We start from the raw sequence: 19445 nt of genomic DNA, 5'->3' as shown, positions 1-19445 counted from the left end.
ATCGAATCTCCACATCCAGGACTTTCACATGGACGACCCTGCAGCCGGCCGCTTCGCGACGGGCAGCCACGACCTGCCCGTCTCCGAGACCCTCGCCTCCTTCATGACCCGGGACTGGGCCCCGAGCGGGAAACCGCTCCCGGTGCGCCGGTCGGTGGCGCCGTACGCGGAGAAACGCCGCGCGGCCCTGTCGGCCCTCTTTCCCGGCGAACGCCTTGTCCTGCCCGCAGGCCCCCCGAAGGTGCGCAGCAACGACTGCGACTACCGATACCGCGTGCACACCGCGTACGCCCATCTCACCGGGGACACCGGCGCGGACACCGGAACCGGCGCCGTGCTGGTGCTGGAACCGACCGCCACGGGCCACGACGCCGTCCTCTACCACCGGCCCCGGTCCTCGCGCGACGACGCGGGCTTCTTCCGCGACCGCCGCCACGGAGAGTTCTGGGTCGGCCCCCGCGCCGCCCTGGCCGAGACCGAGGAGAGGCTCGGGCTCGCCTGCGCGCCGCTGGACGACCTGCCCGGCGCGCTCGGCGGCCCGGTCCCGGCCCGGGTGATCCGGGGCGTGGACCCCGAGGTCGACCGGGCCGTCCCGGCCCGCGCCCCCGAGCTCGACGCGGAGCTGGCGGCCTGCGCCGCCGAGCTCCGCCTGGTCAAGGACGACTGGGAGATCGCCCAGCTCCAGGCCGCCGTCGACCACACGGTGGACGGCTTCACCGCGGTCGCCGCCGGGCTGGCGCGCGTCACCGGGATGCCGCGCGGAGAGCGGTGGGCGGAGGGCACCTTCGAGCGCGTCGCGCGCATCAAGGGCAACGGCGTCGGCTACGACACCATCGCCGCGGCCGGGGCGCACGCCTGCGTCCTGCACTGGACGCGCAACGACGGCACGCTGCGCATGGGCGAGATGCTCCTGCTCGACGCCGGGGTCGAGACCGACACCCTCTACACCGCCGACATCACCCGCACCCTCCCGGTGAGCGGGTGGTTCACCCCGCGTCAGCGGCAGGTCTACGACCTCGTCTACCACGCGCAGGAGGCGGGGCTGGCGGCCGTCCGCCCGGGCGCCCGCTTCCGCGACTTCCACATGGCCGCGATGCGCGTCATCGCCGAAGGCCTCCAGGACTGGGGCGTGCTGCGCAGCGCCGAGGACGCCCTCGATCCCGAGTCGGGCATCTACCGCCGCTACACCCTCTGCAGCAGCGGGCACATGCTCGGCCTGGACGTCCACGACTGCTCGGCGGCGCGGGCCTCCCAGTACCTGGACGGGGAGCTGCGCCCCGGCCACGTCCTGACCGTGGAGCCGGGCCTCTACCTGCAGCCCGACGACCTGACGCTGCCCCCGGAACTGCGCGGCATCGGCGTGCGCATCGAGGACGACGTCGTCGTCACCGAGACCGGCGCCCGCCTGATGTCCTCCGCCCTTCCCCGCCACCCCGAGGAGATCGAGAACTGGATGCAGTCCCTGAAGGACTGACGCGGCGAAGGGGCGGCGCGGTGCCCGGGGCCACCGGGCACGGCGCCGCCCCTGTGCGCGGGCCGGCGGAGGTCAGCCGCTGAGAAGGGACACCCCCAGACCGGACAGGGCCCGTCCGATGGGCTCGTGGATCATTCCGCATCCCGAGTTCGGACCGCCGCTCAGGATGCCGTGGGCGTAGTTCCCGTCGAAGACGCCGCTGCCGCTGTCACCGGGCCCGTCGCAGGCGGTGCTCCAGGTCATGCCGGACAGCGTCCGGTCCGGGTAGGACACGGTGGCGTCGACCTCGGTGATCGACCCGCAGGTGTAGCCGGTGGTCGAGCCCTGCTTGCAGACGTAGCCGCCGACGTAGTCGCTCTGGCTTCCGTAGACGGACGTCTGGGGGAGCACCCAGCCCCGGGGCTGCCACCAGCCCGGATTGTCGACCGAGACCGCGGCGTAGTCGCCGTACCACCCGAAGGTGTAGTCCGCGGCGCCGCCCACGTTCTGGTAGCCGTAGCTGTAGGTCGACACGTCCCACCAGTAGCCGAGCTCGGCGCAGTGACCGGCGGTGAGCATGTAGTACCGGCTGCCGGAGTAGGTCATGAACGCGCTGGTGCAGCGCGCTCCTCCGGTGAAGATGGCCAGGCCGGACCGGAGCGGCGGGTCGCAGCTGTAGTCGTCGTAGCAGTACCGGGGCACCGACTTGTGGGCGTAGGTCGACACCTTGACCGCGCCGCCGAACGTCCGGCGCGCCCAGCCGACGACGTCGCGCTGGGCCGGGGTGAGCGCGGCGCCCTTGAGGCTGCTCAGCTTCACGGCGTTGCCGGACGTGACGATGCCGGTCTGCAGGCCGTTCTCGGCCCCCTTGTTGGCGGCGGCGACCCGCTCGGCCAGGGAGGCGGACACCCGCTGGAGGTGCCCGAAGCCGTACCGGACCTTCTTCGTCCTGGTCGTGCCCAGACCGGCGGCCTCCGCCTTCGCCCGCACCCTGGCCGACGCGCCGGCTCCGGTGACGCCGACGGTGAGCTCGCCGCCGCGGGCCTGGTCGATCCAGGCGCCGCCGTACGCGGCGCCGAGTTCCTTGCCGAGCCGGGACGCGAGCTTGAACTGCGCGGGCTGCCGGTCGGCCCGGCGGCCCGCCTCGGCCACCGAGACCCGGTGGTCCTTGGCGATCTGCTTGACGAGCGTGGCTTTGGCCTCCTGCTGGGACTGGATCCGGGGCGGGTGGGGGGAGGTGGCGGGGGGCGCGCCACGGCCACCGGGGGCGTCGGCGTGTGCCGGCGCCGCCGGTGATGCCGCGGTCAGGGCGGCGGCCACGGCGACGGCCGCGGCGGCCCTTCTGCGATTCGGGCGGACCATACGGGAGCCTCCTTCGCGGACGGGGGTGCCGCGGCGTCCGGCCGCGGCGTCCGCAATGCAATGTGAAATTGCACTGTAAAATGTGAAACAGCACTTGCCAAGGGCCGTGTCTCCGGCGTCAGCCCAGCTCCGAGCGGTTATGGCCGGATCCGGTCAGAGGGAGTGCGGGCGGAGGCCGCCCTCAGCGGTGGTCGCCCCGCACGTGGTCGAGGTGGCGCGTCATGAGCTCCCGCGCCTTCTCGGCGTCGCCGGCGACGAGCGCGTCCAGCAGCCCGAGGTGCTCCTCCGCCGACGCCACCAGCGTCTCGGCCGGGGCGGGACGGGCGAGGCCGTGCATCTGCGAGCGGCCCCGGAGGTCGAGGACCGTCCGGACGAGCGTCCGGTTGCCGGTGAGTTCGAGCAGCTCGGCGTGGAAGCGGTGGTCGGCGTCGAGGAAGCCGACCGGGTCGCCTTCCCGGGCCGCCGCGAGCGCCTCCTCGGCGAGGGCCCGCAGGCGCGGACGGGTCGCCTCGGGAACGGCGCCGGCCAGCCGCGCGACGGCGGGGACCTCGACCAGCTCCCTGAGCTCGGTGAGTTCGGCGAGGTCGCGGGCCGACGGCCGCACGACCCGGAAGCCCCGGTTGCGCACGGCCTCGAACAGGCCGTCCCGCACCAGGTCGATCATGGCTTCGCGGACCGGCGTGGGGGAGATCCCGAACTCGTCCGCGAGGGTGGGGGCGGAGTACACGACGCCCGACCGCAGCGTGCCCGTCGCCAGCGCCTTGCGCAGCGCCTCGGCCACCTGGCCGCGCAGGCTGCTCTGGCCGCCGAGGTCAGGCAGCCCGACCAGGGCATCGGCCACCGGATCCATTGGCCCTCCTCACCCACGATCAGAATACCGCCACGTGGGCGGCCCGGAGGCCCGGCCGAGACAAGATCACGAAGGCGGGCCGCGCGGGCACGGTCACGGGAGCGCGGTCACAGCAGCGGGTGCACCTGGGGGTGGGCGCGCCACCACGCCTCGAAGGTCGGATGGCTGGCGGTGTGCTCCAGGTAGGCGGCCGCCAGCCCCCGGTAGAGGGCCGCGGCCTCCTCCTCTCCCAGGCGGTCCCGCCGCCAGGCGACGATGAGCCTGGCGACCTGCGGTTCCCCGGCGAGGGGCCGCACGACCGTCCCGGGGTGCGGCGGCCAGGACGGGTCCACCATCCGGACGCCGTGCCCCGCCGCGACCAGCGGGCACGCCGCCCCGCTCGGCGCCTCGTAGCGCACGATGGGCTCGAAGCCGGCGGCACGGCAGGAGGCCCGCAGGGAGGACAGCGAGCCGTCGTCGGCGCCCGGCGGGGCGATCCACGCCTCGTCCCGCAGGTCGGACAGGTCGATCTCGTCCCTGCCGGCGAGCGGATGGTCCGCGGAGAGGGTGACGAAGATCGGGTAGCGGGGCACCAGGGTGCGGCTGACCACGGGCGCCGCGATCGGGACGTCGAAGCCCTCCATGAGCCCGATCAGCGCGGCGTCCAGATGGCCGCGCGCGAGGGCGTCGCCCAGCAGGGCGGAGGAGGGCTCGATGCGCAGCGAGACCTCGCGGCCGGGAAGGGCCTCGCCCACCCGCGCGACGATGCTCCCGACGCAGGCGAGGTGGACGCATCCGAGGCCGAGGGTCTCCTGCGGGCTCCGCGGTCCGCGCAGGTCGCCGAACAGCGTGTCCATCTCGGACAGGATCGTCCGCGCCCGGCTGATGACCTGGCCGCCGAGCGGTGTCGGCTCCAGACCGGACCGGCTGCGGGTGAACAGCGCTCCGCCGACGATCTCCTCGACCCGGCGGAGCTGGTTCGACATTGCGGGCTGGGACATTCCCATCCGGGCCGCCGCCCGGGTGACGCTCCCTGTCTCCGCCATCGCGCACACCATGCGAAGGTGACTGATGTCGAGATCCATAGCTGGAAATTATGCATCAGCCGATGACCCGCGACTCGGACCGACCGCAATAATTCCGGTACTCCTCCACACAGGTGGGCGATCACGGCGCCGGCGGCACCTCACCCTCGGTCTCCCGGCCGTGATCGCGCGTATGGAAGAAGGGAGATCCCGTCTCGCCGGCCCCCAGGTTGAGAGCCCTTCTCACCCTTTTTCTCTCCTGGGGGCCGGACGCGCCGCCGACAACTCTCGTGGAAAGCGATCGCTCATGCCGGATAATCCGCAGACGGTGGAGATGGCGGGGTCGAAACTGGCCGACGGCGCGTTTCCGGCCTGGTCCTTACCGCCCGGGCCGGCGGCGGCGGCGTTCGCGCGCTCCCTCGCCCGGTCGGTGTTCGCGGAGCTCGGCATGCCCGCGGACGACGCGCAGACGATCATCTCGGAGCTCGCCACCAACGCCGTCGTGCACGGCGATCGGGACCGCGCCGAGGTGTGGGCGTATCTCAGCCGCCGCCCCTCTCCCCATCTCACCCTCAAGGTGTTCGACGCCGCGCCCTGGCGGGGCGCCGGCGCCGCCGGCCCGGCGGACGCCGCCGCGCCGACCGCCGGGGAGCCCGCCGCCGACGCCTGCGGCGGCCGCGGGCTGATGCTGGTGAACGCGCTGACCGAGGAGGCCGGGGGCTGCTGGGGCGTCCATCCCACCCGCCGCAGGCTCGGCCCGGACCCGGTGTCGGGCAAGGCCGTCTACTTCACGGTCCCGCTGCCGGAGGCGTCCGCGGCCGCCCTGCCCCCTCCGGCGCCGGGCCCGGTGCCCGAAAGGCTGCGCGAGCTCGCCGCCGCGCGCGGGCTGCCGGCCCGCGTCTCGCTCGGTGCCGAGGCCACGGTGGTGCACTTCGGGGCGGGGCTGTGGGTCTGGGTGAAGGACGGGGCGCTGCTGTTCGAGCTGCCGGGACGGGGCGTCGTCCGGCACCCGCCGTCGGACGCGGTCGAGGTCGTCGAGCAGATGGTCCGGCTGAGCGAGGAGGGCGCGGCCCGCGCCCCCGCCCCGCGCGCGCCGTCGTGGGACCTGTGCTGACCGGCGGTCCGGTGCCGGGCGGCGCCCCGCCTCACCGGCCCTCGGGCCGGTCCGCCCAGATCCCCCGGACGTGCCGGAGGTGGTGGCGCATCAGCGCCTCGGCGCCCCGCGCGTCGCCGTTCGCCACCGCCTCGATCAGGTCCTCGTGCTCGCGGGCGGACGGTTCGAGCTCGCCCCGCTCCGCCAGCCGCGGCACCCCGTAGAGGCGGGACTTGTAGCGCAGCTCGCTCACCAGCCGGACGAGCTGGGCGTTGCCGCCGAGCCCGAGCAGCGCGAGGTGGAAGCGGTGGTCGGCGTCGATGTAGGCGACGACGTCCCGCCGCCCGGCCGCCGTGACGATCTCCTCGGCCAGCGGCTTCAGCGCGCGGACCTGCGCGGCCATGCCGGCCCGCGCGAGCCGCACGGCGGCGGGGATCTCGATCAAGGAGCGGACGTCGGTGATCTCGTCCAGCTCGTCGTCGGACAGCTCGGGGACCCGGAAGCCCTTGTTGCGGACGACCTCGACCAGCCCCTCCCGGGCCAGGTCGATCATGGCCTCCCGGACGGGGGTCGGGGACACGCCGAACCGCTCGGCGATGGCCGGCGCGGAGTACACGACGCCCGAGCGCATCCCACCGCTGACGATCGACGCGCGCAGCGCGTGCGCGATCTGGACCCGCACGCTCTTGCGCGGGCCGAGCGAGGGCAGGTTCGGCATCATCGCTCCGTGAGGCGCGAGAGGATCCGGGCCTTCCCGCTCTGCCAGTTGGCCTTCAGGGCCTCGACGGCCCCCTCGACGTCCGCGTCGACCAGGCGTTCGGCGATCCGCTCGTGCTCCTCGGCCGAGCGCTCCAGCACCTCCCAGTCGCCGACCACGACGCGCTCGTAGCGGTGCATGGTGAGCTTCAGCGAGGTGATGAGGTCCATCAGCCGCTCGTTGGGGCAGCCGGACAGCAGGAGATCGTGCCAGGCGTCGTCGTAGCGCTCTATCACGGCGTGCTCCGCCTCGGGGACGGAGAACGCGCGGGCCTCCTCCAGGAGGCGCGGGGCGACCGCGCGCAGGAACTCGGGGTCGGTCGACTCCAGCGCCAGGGACTCCAGCGCGGCGACGATCGTGGTGAGGTCGTCGAACTCCTTCGCGCTCATCGGGGCGAACCGGAACCCCTTGCCGCGCTCGCTGACGATGATGCCCTCGCGCTCCAGCCCGATGAGCGCCTCGCGGAGCGGGGTGCGGCTGACGCCGAGGTCCGCGGCCAGCACCATCTCGTTGATCGCCTGTTCGGGGTCGAACTCCCCCTTGCCCAGCCGGTCGAGGATCTCGTCCTTGATCTGTTCGCGCAGGGGGCGGCGGTCGATCGGCATGCTGTGGTCTTCCTCTCCTGGTGGATCGGACGGTCGGGCCGTGACCGGCGGTCAGGCCGTCCCGGCGCCGTCGACCGGGATGACGGCCCCGCTGACGAACGCGGCCGCGTCGCCGGCGAGGAACGCCACCATCGCCGCGATGTCGGCGGGCCGGCCGATCCGGCCGAGGGGGCGGTCCGCCGCGTCGGCGTAGAACGCCTCCGCCGATTCGCCGAGCTGGCGGGCCTCCTCGGCGAGCATGCCGGTGTCGGTGTCGCCGGGGCACACGCAGTTGACCCGGATGTTCTGCGGCCCGTGGTCGATCGCCATGGCCCGGGTCATGTTCACCACGGCGCCCTTCGAAGCGCAGTAGGACACGGCCCGCGCGCCGCCCTGGATGCCCCAGCCCGAGCCGGTGTTGATGATACTGCCGCCCCCGGCGGCGGCCATCAACGGTATCGCCGCCCGGCTCATCAACAGGATCGATTTGACGTTGACGGCCATCACCAGGTCCCAGTCGTCCTCGGCGATCTCCAGGACGGTGGAGCGGCGGATGACGCCGGCGTTGTTGAACAGGACGTCCACCCCGCCGAAGGCGTCCCGCGCGGCGGCGACGATCCGCGCGCAGTCGGCCGCGGAGGAGACGTCCCCGCGCACGAAGGCGGCCCGGCCGCCCGCGGCCCCGATCGCCTTCGCGGCCTCCGCCCCGGCCTCGTCGACGTCGGCCAGGACGACCGCGGCGCCGAGCTCCGCCATCAGCTCGGCGGAGGCCCGCCCGATGCCGCCCGCGGCCCCGGTGACCACGGCGGTCTTGCCTTCGAGTGAGTTCACGTTCGGTCTCCCTTTCATCGGACGGGGTACATGGCGAACCGGCCGTGCCCGGTCAGCACGGGCAGGTGGCCGCGCAGGGAGGCGTCGAGGTCCTCGTCGCCGGTGTCGACCAGCAGCGGGCGGCCGCCGAGCGAGGCGAGCTTGGCCTCGGTCGCCGCCGCGGCGAGCCGGTCGCGGCCGGCGGCGCGCAGCACGGCGGGGGAGATCTGCTGGTTGCCCCTGCCGAACAGGAAACCCTGCCCGCCGATCGGAGTCACGGCTATCCACGCGGGCGTCGCGCCCGCCAGCGCCTCCAGTTCGGCGGCGGCGGCGTCCGCCGCGACGACCGTCCCGTCGCCCGCCAGCACGTTGACGCCCATGAGGGGGACGTCGGCGCCGAGGGCGGCCGCGACGGCGCGCATCGTCGTGCCGGGCCCGAGCACCAGCAGGCCGGACGGCCCGGCGCGCTCCGCGAGCCCGGCGGCGATGCCGGCGACCGACGACGGATCCGCGACCGTGCCGCCCACCTTCCGCTGCTGCACGCGCACCGGGATGTCGGGCACCCGCACGTGGCCGTACAGGCGGGCGGAGACGCGGCCGTCCCGGACGGCGTCCTCGTCCAGGTCCATCACCTCGGCGTCCCGGATCCGCACGCCGCCGGCGGCCATCAGGGCGGCCGCCTCCCCGGCGGCGCGGGGCGTGGCCCCGAACACCGCCGAGTGCATCTTCACGCCGGTGGGCACGCCGAGCACGGGGACCGAGGACCCGACCGCGTCCAGCACGTCGCGTGCCGTCCCGTCGCCGCCGGCGAACAGCAGCAGGTCGACGTGCGGCGCGAGCGCGGTCGCGGCGCGCACGGTGTCGGCCGCCGTGGTGGGCTCGCCGGGCCGGTACCGGACGTCGGGGACCAGCCCGGCGCGCAGGACGGCGCCCTCGCCCATGGACCCGCCCGCGGTCGCCACCGCGAACGGGACGCCGAGCCGGGAGCGCAGTTCCGCCAGCGCGGTCGCGGCGCGCTCCGGCGCGCGCGGCGTCGCGCCCAGCGCCCGTGCCCTCTCCTGGACGCCGGCGCCGTCGCTGCCCTTGAGCCCGACCCGGCCGCCGAGCCCGGCGACGGGGTTCACCACCAGCCCGATCCTCATCGCGGCCTCATTCCCCGAGGATCTTCCGGCGGTACGCGCGCCAGGTGACGGCCCAGGTGGCCGGGTCGTCCAGGACGTCCTGGCGGGCGCGGTGCACGGTGGAGCGGTGCGGCGCGGTCCGGACGGTCTCCGGGTCGTCGTAGGCCTCGCGGGCCACCTCGGCGAGGATGGCGGCGTACTCGTCCAGCTCGGCCCTGGAGTAGGACTCGGTCGGCTCCAGCGTCATCGGCTCGGGGACGACGTAGGGGTGGTGGCTCGTCCAGTAGTGGGTGCCGAAGTCGGCCGCGCGGATGCCGATGTCCTCGCTGTGCACGCCGGTCTCCTCGGCGAGCCGCTCCCAGCTGTAGCGGACCTGCTCGACCCGGGGCCGTCCCGGCGCGTACGGCACCGACGCCCCGCGGATCTGGAGCACCTTCGCCATCAGGTAGTTGTTGTTGAGGACGGCCACCTCCGCGGCCTCGCGCAGCCCCGCGCCGCCCAGTGACATGATCCAGGCGTAGGCGCGCACCAGGTTCGGCACGACGCCGTAGAACGGACGGATCTTCCCGATCGACTCGGGCCGGTCGTCGTCCAGGCGGTAGCGGGTGCCGTCGAACTCGACCGTCGGCGTCGGCAGGTAGGGGGCGAGCTCCGCGGTCACGCCGCAGGCGCCCGCGGCGGGCCCGCCGCAGGCGTGCGGCGTGGAGAACGTCTTGTGCAGGTTGAAGTGGCACAGGTCGAACCCGGTGTCGCGGGCGCGGGTGATGCCGAGGATGCCGTTGGCGTTCGCCTGGTCGTAGGCGCACAGGCCGCCGGCCTCGTGCACGATCCGGACGAACTCCTCGATCCGCGGGTTGAACAGCCCGGTGTCCTCGGGGTTGGTGATGAGCAGGGCCGCGGTGCGGGGACCGACGGCCTGCCTGAGCGCCTCGATGTCGGGGTAGCCGTCGGCGTCCGGGTACAGGGTGATGACCTTGAACCCGGCCGTCTTCGCGCACGCCGCGTTGGACGGGTGCGAGAAGATCGTGGTGATGACCTCGTCGCGGGTCTCGGCCTCCCCGCGCGCCGCGAAGTAGGCGCGGATCATCGCGACGTTGGTGTAGATCGCGGCGGAGCCGGCGCCCGGCTGGAGGGTGAACCGGTCCATGCCGGAGACCTCCCGCAGCAGCCCCTCCAGCCGGTACATGATCTCCAGCACGCCCTGCACCGTCCGCTCGTCCTGCAGCGGGTGCAGCCCGGCCACCTTCGGGTCGCGGACGAACCGGTCGTTGACCTTGGGGCTGTACTTCATGGTGCAGGTGCCCTGGCCGACGTCGACGTTGAAGTCGGCGCCGAGGTTCTCCTGGGACAGCCGCAGGTAGTGCCGCAGCACCTGCGGCTGCGACAGCTCCGGAAGCGCGGGCGGCGCGGCGCGGCGCAGCCCGTCCGGGAGGACGACGTCCGCGGGCGCCTCCGGGAGCGGGGGCAGCACGCCGCGCTCGCCGGGGGAGCCCAGCTCGAACAGCAGCGGCTCGTCCCACCGGGCCTGGTGGAACCGGCGCAGCGGGGGCTTCGGGCCGATCTTCGCGTCGGCGGGGGAGAGGGGGGAGGGGGTCGGGCCCGTCTTCACTTGGCGATCTCCTGGAGGGTCTCGGCCAGCCGGTCGATGTCGTCCTTGGTGTGGATCTCGGTGACGCAGTACAGGGCGTCGGTCCCGGACAGGACCCTGCCGCCGAAGATCCCGTGCTCCAGCAGCGCCTCGCCGATCTCGGCGGCGGTCCGCGAGCCGGTGAAGCGGAGCGTGAAGTCGGCGAAGTGGGGGGCGTCCGCGTAGGGGGTCTCCACGCCGGGCACCCCGGCCAGCCGGTCCAGCGCGTACCGGGTGTTCGCCAGGATCGTCTCGGCGACCTCGCGCATGCCCTGCGGTCCCATCAGGGCCAGGTAGACCCCGGCGGCGATGCCGTTCAGCGCGGCGGCCGTGCCCACCCACTCCTTGCCCTCCTCGCGGAGGGCGAAGGAGGTGCGCTCGTAGGCGACGTCGCCGAAGCCGTACTCGCCCTCGACGCTGGTGGGCGCGAGGCCGAACAGCCGGGAGGGGAACTCGCCCACGTAGAGTTCCTCGTCCCGCGTCGCGACGAAGCCGCCGTTCATCCCGCCGTAGCTCATGGGCAGGCCGAGCGGCTGGATGTCGCCGCAGACGATGTCGGCGCCGTACGCGGCGGGCGGGGTCACCGCTCCCAGCGAGATCGGGTTGCAGCCCACGACGTACTGGGCCCCGGCCTCGTGCGCGATCTCGGCCAGCGACGGGAGGGCGGGGTCGAGGATCCCGGACGCCGAGGGCGCCTCGGCGAACACCGCCGCGACGTCCCCCGCCGCCAGCTCCGCCCGCACCGCGGCCGGGTCGGCCAGGCCGGTGGCGGGGTCCACCGGCACGAGGACCACGTCGTGGTCGGGACGGACATAGTCCTCGATCTTCGACAGCTTGTCGGGGGCGACGGCCGTCACCAGCAGCAGCCGGCGGCGGCCGGTGATCCGTCCCGCCATGCGCAGCGCGGTGGACGCGGCCTGGAAGCCGTCGTACACCGGCACGCTCACGACGTCCATCTCCAGCAGTTCGCCCATCAGCGACTGGTACTCCCAGAGCGCCTGGAAGCGGCCGTGGTCCTCGTACGGCTCGCCCGCGTAGGCGGTGAGGAACTCGCTCCGGTTGACCACCTCGTCGACGACCGCGGGCACGTGGTGGTGGTAGCAGCCGGCGCCGAGGAAGCTGAGCGCCTCCTGGGCGCTGGTGTTGCGCGCCAGCAGCCCGCCGACGTGCCGGACCAGCTCGGCCTCGGAGCGCATCGGCGGGGGCAGGTCCAGCGGCCGGTCCAGCCGGATGCGGCCGGGCACGTCCGCGTAGAAGTCCTCGACGCTCCGCGCGCCGATCGCCGCCAGCATCTCCCGTTTCACCTCGGGCACCGAGTTCGGGATGTAGGGGTGCGCGTTCATCTCGCTCTCCTTCACATTCCTTGCCTCACCCTCTTGACGAGAACACAGGATGCAGTGTGCTGTATACAGCATTATCCCGAATCCCTTGGGGAGGCAAGATGGCGACCAACCCCGGACGGGCGGCCATCGGACGCCGGACCGTCCTGACCGCCGGAGTCGCCGGAGCCGTCTCGGCGCTGCTCGGAACGAGCGGGTGCGCCACCGGAGGCGGCGCCGGGAAGGCGGGGCCGGCGCTCAGCGCGGGCGCCCAGGCCAAGATCGAAGGAAAGATCTCCGTCTGGTCGTGGGACGTCGCGGCGAAGGCGCTCAAGCGGCTCGCCCCGGCCTTCGAGCAGCGCCATCCCGGGACGAGCGTCGACGTCGTCGACATCGGCTACGACAACGCCTACGACAAGATCACCGTGGGGATGAAGGCGGGGAAGGGCCTGCCCGACGTCCTCACCGTCGAGGGCACCCGGCTCCCCGGCTACATCGGCGCCTTCCCCGGCGGGCTGTACGACCTGACCCCGCTCGCCGGCGCGCACCGGGCCGAGTTCGCCCGCGCCGCCTGGAAGGACGTCACCGACGAGCGCGGCAAGGTCTTCGCCCTGCCCTGGGACGGCGGGCCCTGCGCCCTCTACTACCGCGCCGACATGTTCGAGAAGGCCGGCGTCGACCCGGCGGGCATCGCCACGTGGGACGACTACGTCCGCGCCGGAGAGCGGATCAAGGCGGCGACCGGCAAGAAGCTCCTCGTCATGGACCCGCAGGAGGACAGCATGTTCCCGATGCTGCTCCAGCAGCAGGGGCAGGGCTACGTGCGCGGCGGCAGGATCGCCGTCTCGGACCCGCGGGCCGTCCGCGCCGCGGCGCTGCTCAAGACGCTCGCCGACAAGGACCTCGTCGCCTTCGAGAAGGGCTGGGACGGCCTCGTCTCGGCGACCAAGGCGGGCAAGGTCGCCACCACCCCGTACGCCGTGTGGTGGTCGGGGACCCTCACCGACGAGATGCCCGAGCTCAAGGGGAAGTTCGGCGTCGTCCCCCTCCCGGCGTTCGACCAGGGCGGGGTGCGGACGTCCAACGACGGAGGGTCCACCCTCGCCGTCAGCGGCCACAGCGCGAACGCGCGGGCGGCGTGGGCGTTCATCGAGTTCGCCCTCGCGGACGGCGCCAACCAGGTGTCCATGCTGAAGAACGAGGGCCTGTTCCCCGCCTACCTGCCCGCGCTCAAGGACCCGTTCGTGACCGCGCCGCAGCCCTACTACGGCGGCCGGCCCGTCTTCGCGACCTTCGCCGACCTCGCGGACAAGGTGCCCCCGATCGAGATCTCCAAGGACGGACCGAAGGCGAGGGACGTCGTCAACCGCACCGTCTCCGGCATCGTGCTGCACGGCGACGACCCGGCGAAGGCCCTGGACTCGGCGGCCAAGCAGATCGCCGCCGCGACCGGCCGGTCGATCGCCGAGTGACGCCGTGGTCGTCGACGTGACGAAACGGAAACCCGCGCAGAGCGGACCCGCCCGCGCGGCCCGGCCGGACGCGCCGCCCCGGTGGCGGGAGCGCTGGCGCCGCCGGACCACGCCGTGGACGTTCGCGGGCCCGGCGGCGGCGCTGCTGGCGCTCTTCTTCGCCTATCCGCTGCTGGCCGGCCTCTACCAGAGCTTCACCGCCGACCGCGACGGCGTGACGACCTGGGTCGGGCTGGCCCAGTACCGCCGGATGGCGGCGGACCCCGTGTTCTGGGCCGCGCTGCGCAACACCGGGCTGATCCTCGCCGTCCAGGTCCCGGTCATGATCGGGCTGGCGCTGCTGCTGGCGTTCGGGCTGAACCAGTCCTGGCTGCGGCTGCGCTCGGGCTTCCGCATCGCCTACTTCCTGCCCGCCGTCACGATGCTGGTCGCCTACTCGGTGGTGTTCCGCGTCCTGCTCAAGACCGACGGCGGCCTGGTGAACCAGATGCTCGGCGCGGTGGGCCTGCCCGCGGTCGACTGGCTGAACGGCCCCGGCTGGGCGCGGCTGGCGCTGATCGGCTCGATCACCTGGCGGTGGACGGGCTACAACGCGGTCATCCTGCTGGCCGGGCTCCAGTCGATCGCCCGGGAGCAGTACGAGGCGGCGGCCATCGACGGCGCCGGGCCCCTCACCACGTTCGTCCGGGTGGTCATGCCGCAGCTGCGTCCCGTCATCCTGTTCTGCTCGGTGACCTCGACGATCGGAACGCTCCAGCTCTTCGACGAGAACTACGTCCTGACCGGCGGCGGACCGGGCAACGCCACGACCACGCCCGTCCTCTACCTCTACAAGGTGGGCTTCGAGCAGCTCGACTTCGGCTACGCGGCCGCCCTGTCCTGGGTCGTCGTCGCGGTCATCGGGCTGATCTCCTACGCCCAGTTCCGCTTCTTCGGGAAGGAGAGGTCGCGGTGATCCCGGCCGCCGAGGGAAGGGGCCGCCCCCGCGCGGGCCGCGCGCTCGCCCTGCTGCTGCTCCTGGCGGGCGCGCTGATCAGCGCGGCGCCGTTCTACTGGATGGTGGTCGCCTCCACGCGCGACGACTCCGAGCTGTTCGCGTCCCCGCCGCCGTTCCTCCCGGGCGGGCGGTTCCTGCACAACCTGGTGGAACTGGAGCACACGATCGGCTTCGGCCGCGTCATGCTCAACAGCGCGGGCGTCGCCGTCGTCTACACGGTGCTCAGCTCGCTGATCTCCGCCATGTGCGGGTACGCGCTGGCCAAGTACCGGTTCCGGGGACGGCGGCTGCTGCTCGGCGCCGTCCTGGCGACCATGATGATCCCGTTCCAGGTGCTGCTCGTCCCGCTGTTCCAGATGATGGCGAGCCTCGGATGGGTCGACACCTACCAGGCGGTCATCCTGCCGTTCCTGGCCAACTCGTTCGGCATCTTCCTCATGCGCCAGGCGTTCCTCGCCTTCCCGGACGAGCTGATCGAGTCGGCCCGCATGGACGGCGCGGGCGACCTGCGCATCTTCTACCGGGTCGTCCTCCCGGTGGTCCGGCCCCAGTTCGGCGCGCTGGTCATCTTCACCTTCATGACGCAGTGGAACGCCTTCCTGTGGCCGCTGCTGATGCTGAACACCGAGGACAAGTACACCGCGCCGGTCGCGCTGTACACGCTCATCGGGCAGAGCCACGTCGACTACTCCGGGCTGATCCTCGGCTCCTTCCTGGCGACGCTCCCCCTGATGTTGATCTTCTTTCTGTTCCAGAAGCAGTTCGTGTCCGGTCTGTTGGGAGGGGCGGTCAAGGGATGATTCGGGTGCCGGGGCTGCTCTACGGCGGGGACTACAACCCCGAGCAGTGGCCCGAGGAGGTCTGGGCGGAGGACGCCCGGCTGATGAACGAGGCCGGGGTCAACCTGGTGACGGTCGGCGTGTTCTCGTGGGCGCGGCTGCAACCGGGCCCGGACTCCTGGGACTTCGGGTGGCTCGACCGGCTGCTCGACCTGCTCGCCGGGCACGGGATCGCCGCCGACCTCGCCACCGCCACCGCGTCGCCGCCCGCCTGGCTGGTGCGCCGCCACCCGGAGATCCTGCCCGTCACGGCGGACGGCGTCCGGCTGGAGTTCGGTTCCCGCCAGCACTACTGCCCGTCCTCCCCGGTCTACCGGGAATCGGCGACGCGGCTGGCCCGCATGATCGCCCAGCGCTACCGGGCCCATCCGGCGGTCGTGCTGTGGCACGTCCACAACGAGTACGGCGACCACGTGACCGAGTGCTTCTGCGCCGCGTCGGCGGCGGACTTCCGGTCCTGGCTGCGGGAGAGGTACGGCGACGTCGCGGAGCTGAACCGCGCCTGGGCGACGGACTTCTGGTCGCAGCGCTACGGCCGGTGGGAGGAGATCGAGCCGCCGCGCACCGCGCCCGGACCGGTGAACCCGACCCAGACGCTCGACTGGCGCCGGTTCTGCTCCGACGCCCTGCTCGGCTGCTACCTGGCGGAGAAGGCCGTCCTGGACGAGGACGGCGGGGGCCTCCCGGTGACGACGAACTTCATGTCGATGTTCAAGCCGCTGGACTACTGGAAGTGGGCGGCGCACGAGGACGTCGTGTCCGACGACGCCTACCCCGACCCGGCCGACCCGGCGGCGCACGTCAACGCCGCGATGAACTTCGACCTGATGCGCTCGCTGAAGGGCGGCCGGCCGTGGCTGCTCATGGAGCAGGCGCCGTCTGCGGTGAGCTGGCGCCCGGTCAACGTGCCGAAGCCACCCGCGCTGGGACGGCTGTGGTCCTTCCAGGCGGTCGCGCGCGGTGCGGACGGCGTGCTCCACTTCCAGTGGCGGGCGTCGCGCGCGGGGGCGGAGAAGTTCCACAGCGCGCTCCTCCCGCATCGCGGCACCGGCTCGCCGCAGTGGGACCGGACCGTGCGCATCGGGCGCGAGCTCGCCCGGCTCGCCGAGGTCGCCGGCACCCGCACCACGGCCGATGTCGCGATCGTCCTGGACTGGGACTCCTGGTGGGCGCTGGAACTCGACGACCACCCCTCGTCCCGGCTCCGGCTCCAGGAGCTCGTGCTGTCCTGGTACGGCGCGGCGCACGCCCGCAACGCGGCCGTCGACTTCGTCCCCCGCGGCGCGGACCTGGCGCCGTACCGGCTCGTGCTGCTGCCCAACCTCTACATGGCGAGCGATGAGACGGCCGCCTGGCTCGGCTCGTACGTCGCGGACGGCGGCCGGCTGGTCTGCGGCTTCTTCAGCGGCATCGTCGACGAGCACGACCACGTGCATCTCGGCGGCTATCCGGCGCCGCTGCGGGACGTGCTCGGAGTCGTCGTCGACGAGTTCTGGCCCGTCCCGGACGACGCGTCCGTCGAGGTGGCGTTCGGCGACCGCACGGTCCCGGCGACGCTGTGGAGCGAATGGCTGGAGACCGCCGGGGCCGAGACCGCGGCCGCGTACGGGTCCGGGGCGCTCGCCGGCCGCCCGGCCGTCACCCGCAACGCGCACGGCGCCGGGCGGGCCTGGTACGTGAGCTGCCACCTGGGCGACGGCATCGGGATCGTGCTGGACGAGGCGTTCGCCGACGCGGGCGTCCGCCCGGTGCACGCCGTCCCGGACGGGGTCGAGGCCACCCGCCGCGACGGGCCCGCCGCGTCCTACCTCTTCCTGCTCAACCATCGCGACGCCGAGACGGACGTGCCCGTCCCGGACGGCGTCGACCTCCTGTCCGGCGCCGCCGTGCGGGACACGCTGCGGCTGCCCCCGCTCGGGGCGGCGGTGCTCAGGACGACCCACCCCCACCCCGAAAGGTGATCATGCGACGACCGCTCCACGCCCTGGCCGGGCTGACGCTCGGCTCCGCCCTCCTCGTCACCGCCGTGCCGGCGTCCTCCGCGGCCGAGCGGAGGACGGGGCCGGAGGGCTACGCCGACGTGCTCGACCTGCACGGCGTCCCGGCCAACGCCCTGCCCGCCGAGGTCAACGAGGTCAACGTCTTCAGCGACCGCGGCGCGTGGCACGCCTACGCCCTGCCGCGGCCGGGGGACAAGGACGCGTACGGCGGGTTCTCCGGGCCGCTCTACATCGCCCAGGAGTACCCGTGGTGGCTGAGCAAGGCGTTCAGCCGGATCCGGCTGCGCGCGGACGGCCGGGACCTCGACCTCGGCGCCGCCGGCGCGCCCCGGCTCACCGCCCTCCCCGGGATGCTGCGCCAGGTCTACGACCTGCCGGGACTGCGGCTCACCCTCGAACTGCGCTTCGCCTCCGGGCACAGCGCGCTCGTCCGCGCCTCCATCGCCAACACCGGAAACGGCCCCCGGACGGTGGAGGTCGGCTGGAGCGGTTCGCTCCTGCGCCCGGACGACGAGCCGATGAGAAGCGCGCCGTCCCTGCACGCCACGGCGCGCGGCGTCGCGGTCGGCTTCGCCCGCGTCCGCGAGCAGTGGGACTACCTCACCGACGGGACCGAACGGTTCGAGGTGACCCACGCCGACCCCGTCCGCACCACCGTCGCCGGCGACTCCTACCGGACCGACCTGGCGCGCCCGCTGACCCTCGCGCCGCGCGGCTCGTCCGCGCTGACCTGGACCGAGACCTACACCTTCACCGCCGCCGAACGCGAGCGGGAGGCCGCGGCCGTCCGCGACCTGCTGCGCCGCCCCGGCAAGGCGATCGGCGACACCGACGCCCGCTGGCGCCGGTACGTCGCCGCCGTCACCGCCGACGTGCCCGCGGGACGGCGGCGGCTCGCGGTCAAGGCGCTCGAAACCCTCGTCACGAACTGGCGCGGCCCGGCCGGGAGGCTCGACCACGGCGGCATCACGCCGTCCATCTCCTACAAGTGGTTCACCGGCGGCTTCTGGGCCTGGGACACCTGGAAGCAGGCGGTCGGCGTGGCGGGCTTCGACCCGGCGCTCGCCCAGTCGCAGATCAGGTCGATGTTCGACCACCAGATCACCGCGGGTTCGCGTGACCGGCCGCAGGACGCCGGGATGATCCCCGACTGCCTCTTCTACAACGACCCCGCCCGCGGCGGCGGCAACTGGAACGAGCGCAACACCAAGCCGCCGCTGGCCGCCTGGGCGGTCTGGGAGACCTACCGGCGCAGCGGCGACGTCCGGTTCCTGCGCGAGATGTACCCGAAGCTGGTCGCCTACCACGACTGGTGGTACCGCACCCGGGACCACGACCACGACGGCCTCGCCGAGTACGGCGCGACCGTCGACCCGGCCAACGACACCCCGGAGGCCCGGCGGCAGGCCGCCGCCTGGGAGAGCGGCATGGACAACGCCCCGCGCTTCGACGCCGCGCTCGGCACCACCGCCGTCGAGAACCGGGACGCCGCCGGACGGGTCGTGGGCTACTCGCTGAACCAGGAGTCCGTCGACCTCAACTCCTACCTCGCCGCCGAGAAGGGCTACCTCGCGGCGATCGCGGAGCGCCTCGGCGACCGGGCGGCGTCCCGCCGCCTGACCGCCCAGGCTCGGACGCTCACCGCCGCGATCCGCACGGCGATGTACGACCCGGCGACCGGCTACTTCTACGACACCGACCTCGCGACGGGGCGGCGCCTCACCGACCGGGGCCGCGGCATCGAGGGGGCGATCCCGCTCTGGGCGGGCGTGGCGACCGGGCCTCAGGCGGCCGCCGTCCGCGGCAGGCTGACCGACCCGGAGGAGTTCGCCACCCCGATGCCGTTCGCGACGGTGGCGAAGAGCTCGCCGTACTTCGCCCCGGAGAAGTACTGGCGCGGCCCCGTCTGGCTCGACCAGGCGTACTTCTCCCTGGAGGGCCTGCGGAGGTACGGCTACCGCGCCGACGCGTCCGCCCTCGCCGACCGCCTGCGCGGCTCGGCGTCCGGCCTGCTCGGAGACGCGCCGATCATGGAGAACTACAACCCCCTGACGGGCGCCCCGCTGAACTCGACCAACTTCAGCTGGTCCGCCGCGTTGCTGCTGGCCCTGGACTGACGCCCGAGCGTCGCCGGCGCCCGGACGGCCCGGGTCGCGC

Annotated in this window: 16 protein-coding genes; 7 read left to right on the top strand and 9 right to left on the bottom strand. The window is 73.5% G+C overall.

Features of this window, described 5'->3' with window-relative positions; translation table 11 throughout:
• The first annotated feature begins 28 nt into the window (after positions 1-28).
• Positions 29-1474, top strand: coding sequence for an aminopeptidase P family protein (locus tag ABD944_RS26435; protein ID WP_345180973.1), 1446 nt, complete (start codon positions 29-31; stop codon positions 1472-1474).
• Between the two features lie 72 nt (positions 1475-1546).
• Here the strand turns inward: ABD944_RS26435 and ABD944_RS26430 are convergent, their stop codons facing one another.
• The 3 genes from ABD944_RS26430 to ABD944_RS26420 all read right to left on the bottom strand — a co-directional run bounded on the left by ABD944_RS26430 (position 1547) and on the right by ABD944_RS26420 (position 4729).
• Positions 1547-2815 (bottom strand): S1 family peptidase, encoded by a 1269-nt coding sequence (locus ABD944_RS26430; protein ID WP_345180971.1) that lies wholly within the window; start codon positions 2813-2815, stop codon positions 1547-1549.
• A 181-nt stretch (positions 2816-2996) separates the two neighbouring features.
• On the bottom strand, positions 2997-3665 hold the full coding sequence (locus ABD944_RS26425) for a GntR family transcriptional regulator (protein WP_345180969.1): 669 nt from the start codon (positions 3663-3665) through the stop codon (positions 2997-2999).
• Between the two features lie 107 nt (positions 3666-3772).
• The gene (locus tag ABD944_RS26420; RefSeq protein WP_345180967.1) at positions 3773-4729 is read right to left on the bottom strand and encodes a LysR family transcriptional regulator; all 957 of its coding nucleotides are present in this window, start codon (positions 4727-4729) and stop codon (positions 3773-3775) included.
• Between the two features lie 247 nt (positions 4730-4976).
• Here ABD944_RS26420 and ABD944_RS26415 point away from each other — a divergent pair, with 247 nt between their 5' ends.
• Positions 4977-5783, top strand: a complete 807-nt coding sequence (locus ABD944_RS26415) for an ATP-binding protein (protein WP_345180964.1) — start codon at positions 4977-4979, stop codon at positions 5781-5783.
• A gap of 31 nt (positions 5784-5814) precedes the next feature.
• On the opposite strand, the gene ABD944_RS26410 is transcribed toward ABD944_RS26415, so the two are convergent.
• The 6 genes from ABD944_RS26410 to gcvPA are packed head-to-tail and all read right to left on the bottom strand — an operon-like array spanning position 5815 to position 12004.
• Complete coding sequence (locus ABD944_RS26410) at positions 5815-6483, bottom strand: GntR family transcriptional regulator (RefSeq protein WP_345180962.1); 669 nt, start codon at positions 6481-6483, stop codon at positions 5815-5817.
• Positions 6480-7124: a GntR family transcriptional regulator gene (locus ABD944_RS26405; protein ID WP_345180960.1), complete on the bottom strand. Its 645-nt coding sequence runs from the start codon at positions 7122-7124 to the stop codon at positions 6480-6482. The genes ABD944_RS26410 and ABD944_RS26405 overlap by 4 nt, the downstream gene beginning before the upstream one ends.
• Before the next feature lie 51 nt (positions 7125-7175).
• Positions 7176-7934: an SDR family NAD(P)-dependent oxidoreductase gene (locus ABD944_RS26400; protein ID WP_345180958.1), complete on the bottom strand. Its 759-nt coding sequence runs from the start codon at positions 7932-7934 to the stop codon at positions 7176-7178.
• A 14-nt stretch (positions 7935-7948) separates the two neighbouring features.
• Positions 7949-9055, bottom strand: coding sequence for an ATP-NAD kinase family protein (locus tag ABD944_RS26395; protein ID WP_345180955.1), 1107 nt, complete (start codon positions 9053-9055; stop codon positions 7949-7951).
• A 7-nt stretch (positions 9056-9062) separates the two neighbouring features.
• The gene (gene gcvPB, locus ABD944_RS26390) at positions 9063-10643 is read right to left on the bottom strand and encodes an aminomethyl-transferring glycine dehydrogenase subunit GcvPB (RefSeq protein ID WP_345180953.1); all 1581 of its coding nucleotides are present in this window, start codon (positions 10641-10643) and stop codon (positions 9063-9065) included.
• Positions 10640-12004, bottom strand: a complete 1365-nt coding sequence (gene gcvPA / locus ABD944_RS26385) for an aminomethyl-transferring glycine dehydrogenase subunit GcvPA (protein WP_345180952.1) — start codon at positions 12002-12004, stop codon at positions 10640-10642. The genes gcvPB and gcvPA overlap by 4 nt, the downstream gene beginning before the upstream one ends.
• 98 nt (positions 12005-12102) lie before the next feature.
• Between gcvPA and ABD944_RS26380 the strand changes: the two genes are divergently transcribed.
• From ABD944_RS26380 to ABD944_RS26360, 5 genes are read left to right on the top strand one after another with little or no spacing between them, the layout of a single operon-like run.
• Positions 12103-13452 (top strand): ABC transporter substrate-binding protein, encoded by a 1350-nt coding sequence (locus ABD944_RS26380; protein ID WP_345180949.1) that lies wholly within the window; start codon positions 12103-12105, stop codon positions 13450-13452.
• A gap of 16 nt (positions 13453-13468) precedes the next feature.
• Positions 13469-14407 (top strand): carbohydrate ABC transporter permease, encoded by a 939-nt coding sequence (locus ABD944_RS26375; protein WP_345180947.1) that lies wholly within the window; start codon positions 13469-13471, stop codon positions 14405-14407.
• Positions 14404-15249, top strand: a complete 846-nt coding sequence (locus tag ABD944_RS26370) for a carbohydrate ABC transporter permease (RefSeq protein ID WP_345180945.1) — start codon at positions 14404-14406, stop codon at positions 15247-15249. Before ABD944_RS26375 ends, ABD944_RS26370 begins: the two co-directional genes overlap by 4 nt.
• On the top strand, positions 15246-17249 hold the full coding sequence (locus tag ABD944_RS26365) for a beta-galactosidase (RefSeq protein ID WP_345180944.1): 2004 nt from the start codon (positions 15246-15248) through the stop codon (positions 17247-17249). The genes ABD944_RS26370 and ABD944_RS26365 overlap by 4 nt, the downstream gene beginning before the upstream one ends.
• 2 nt (positions 17250-17251) lie before the next feature.
• Positions 17252-19405, top strand: coding sequence for an MGH1-like glycoside hydrolase domain-containing protein (locus tag ABD944_RS26360; RefSeq protein ID WP_345180942.1), 2154 nt, complete (start codon positions 17252-17254; stop codon positions 19403-19405).
• Positions 19406-19445 lie beyond the last annotated feature (40 nt).

The sequence above is a fragment of the Actinomadura verrucosospora genome (genome assembly GCF_039540335.1).
Taxonomy (GTDB): domain Bacteria; phylum Actinomycetota; class Actinomycetes; order Streptosporangiales; family Streptosporangiaceae; genus Spirillospora; species Spirillospora verrucosospora.
This window is presented reverse-complemented; position numbering and strand designations above follow the sequence as displayed.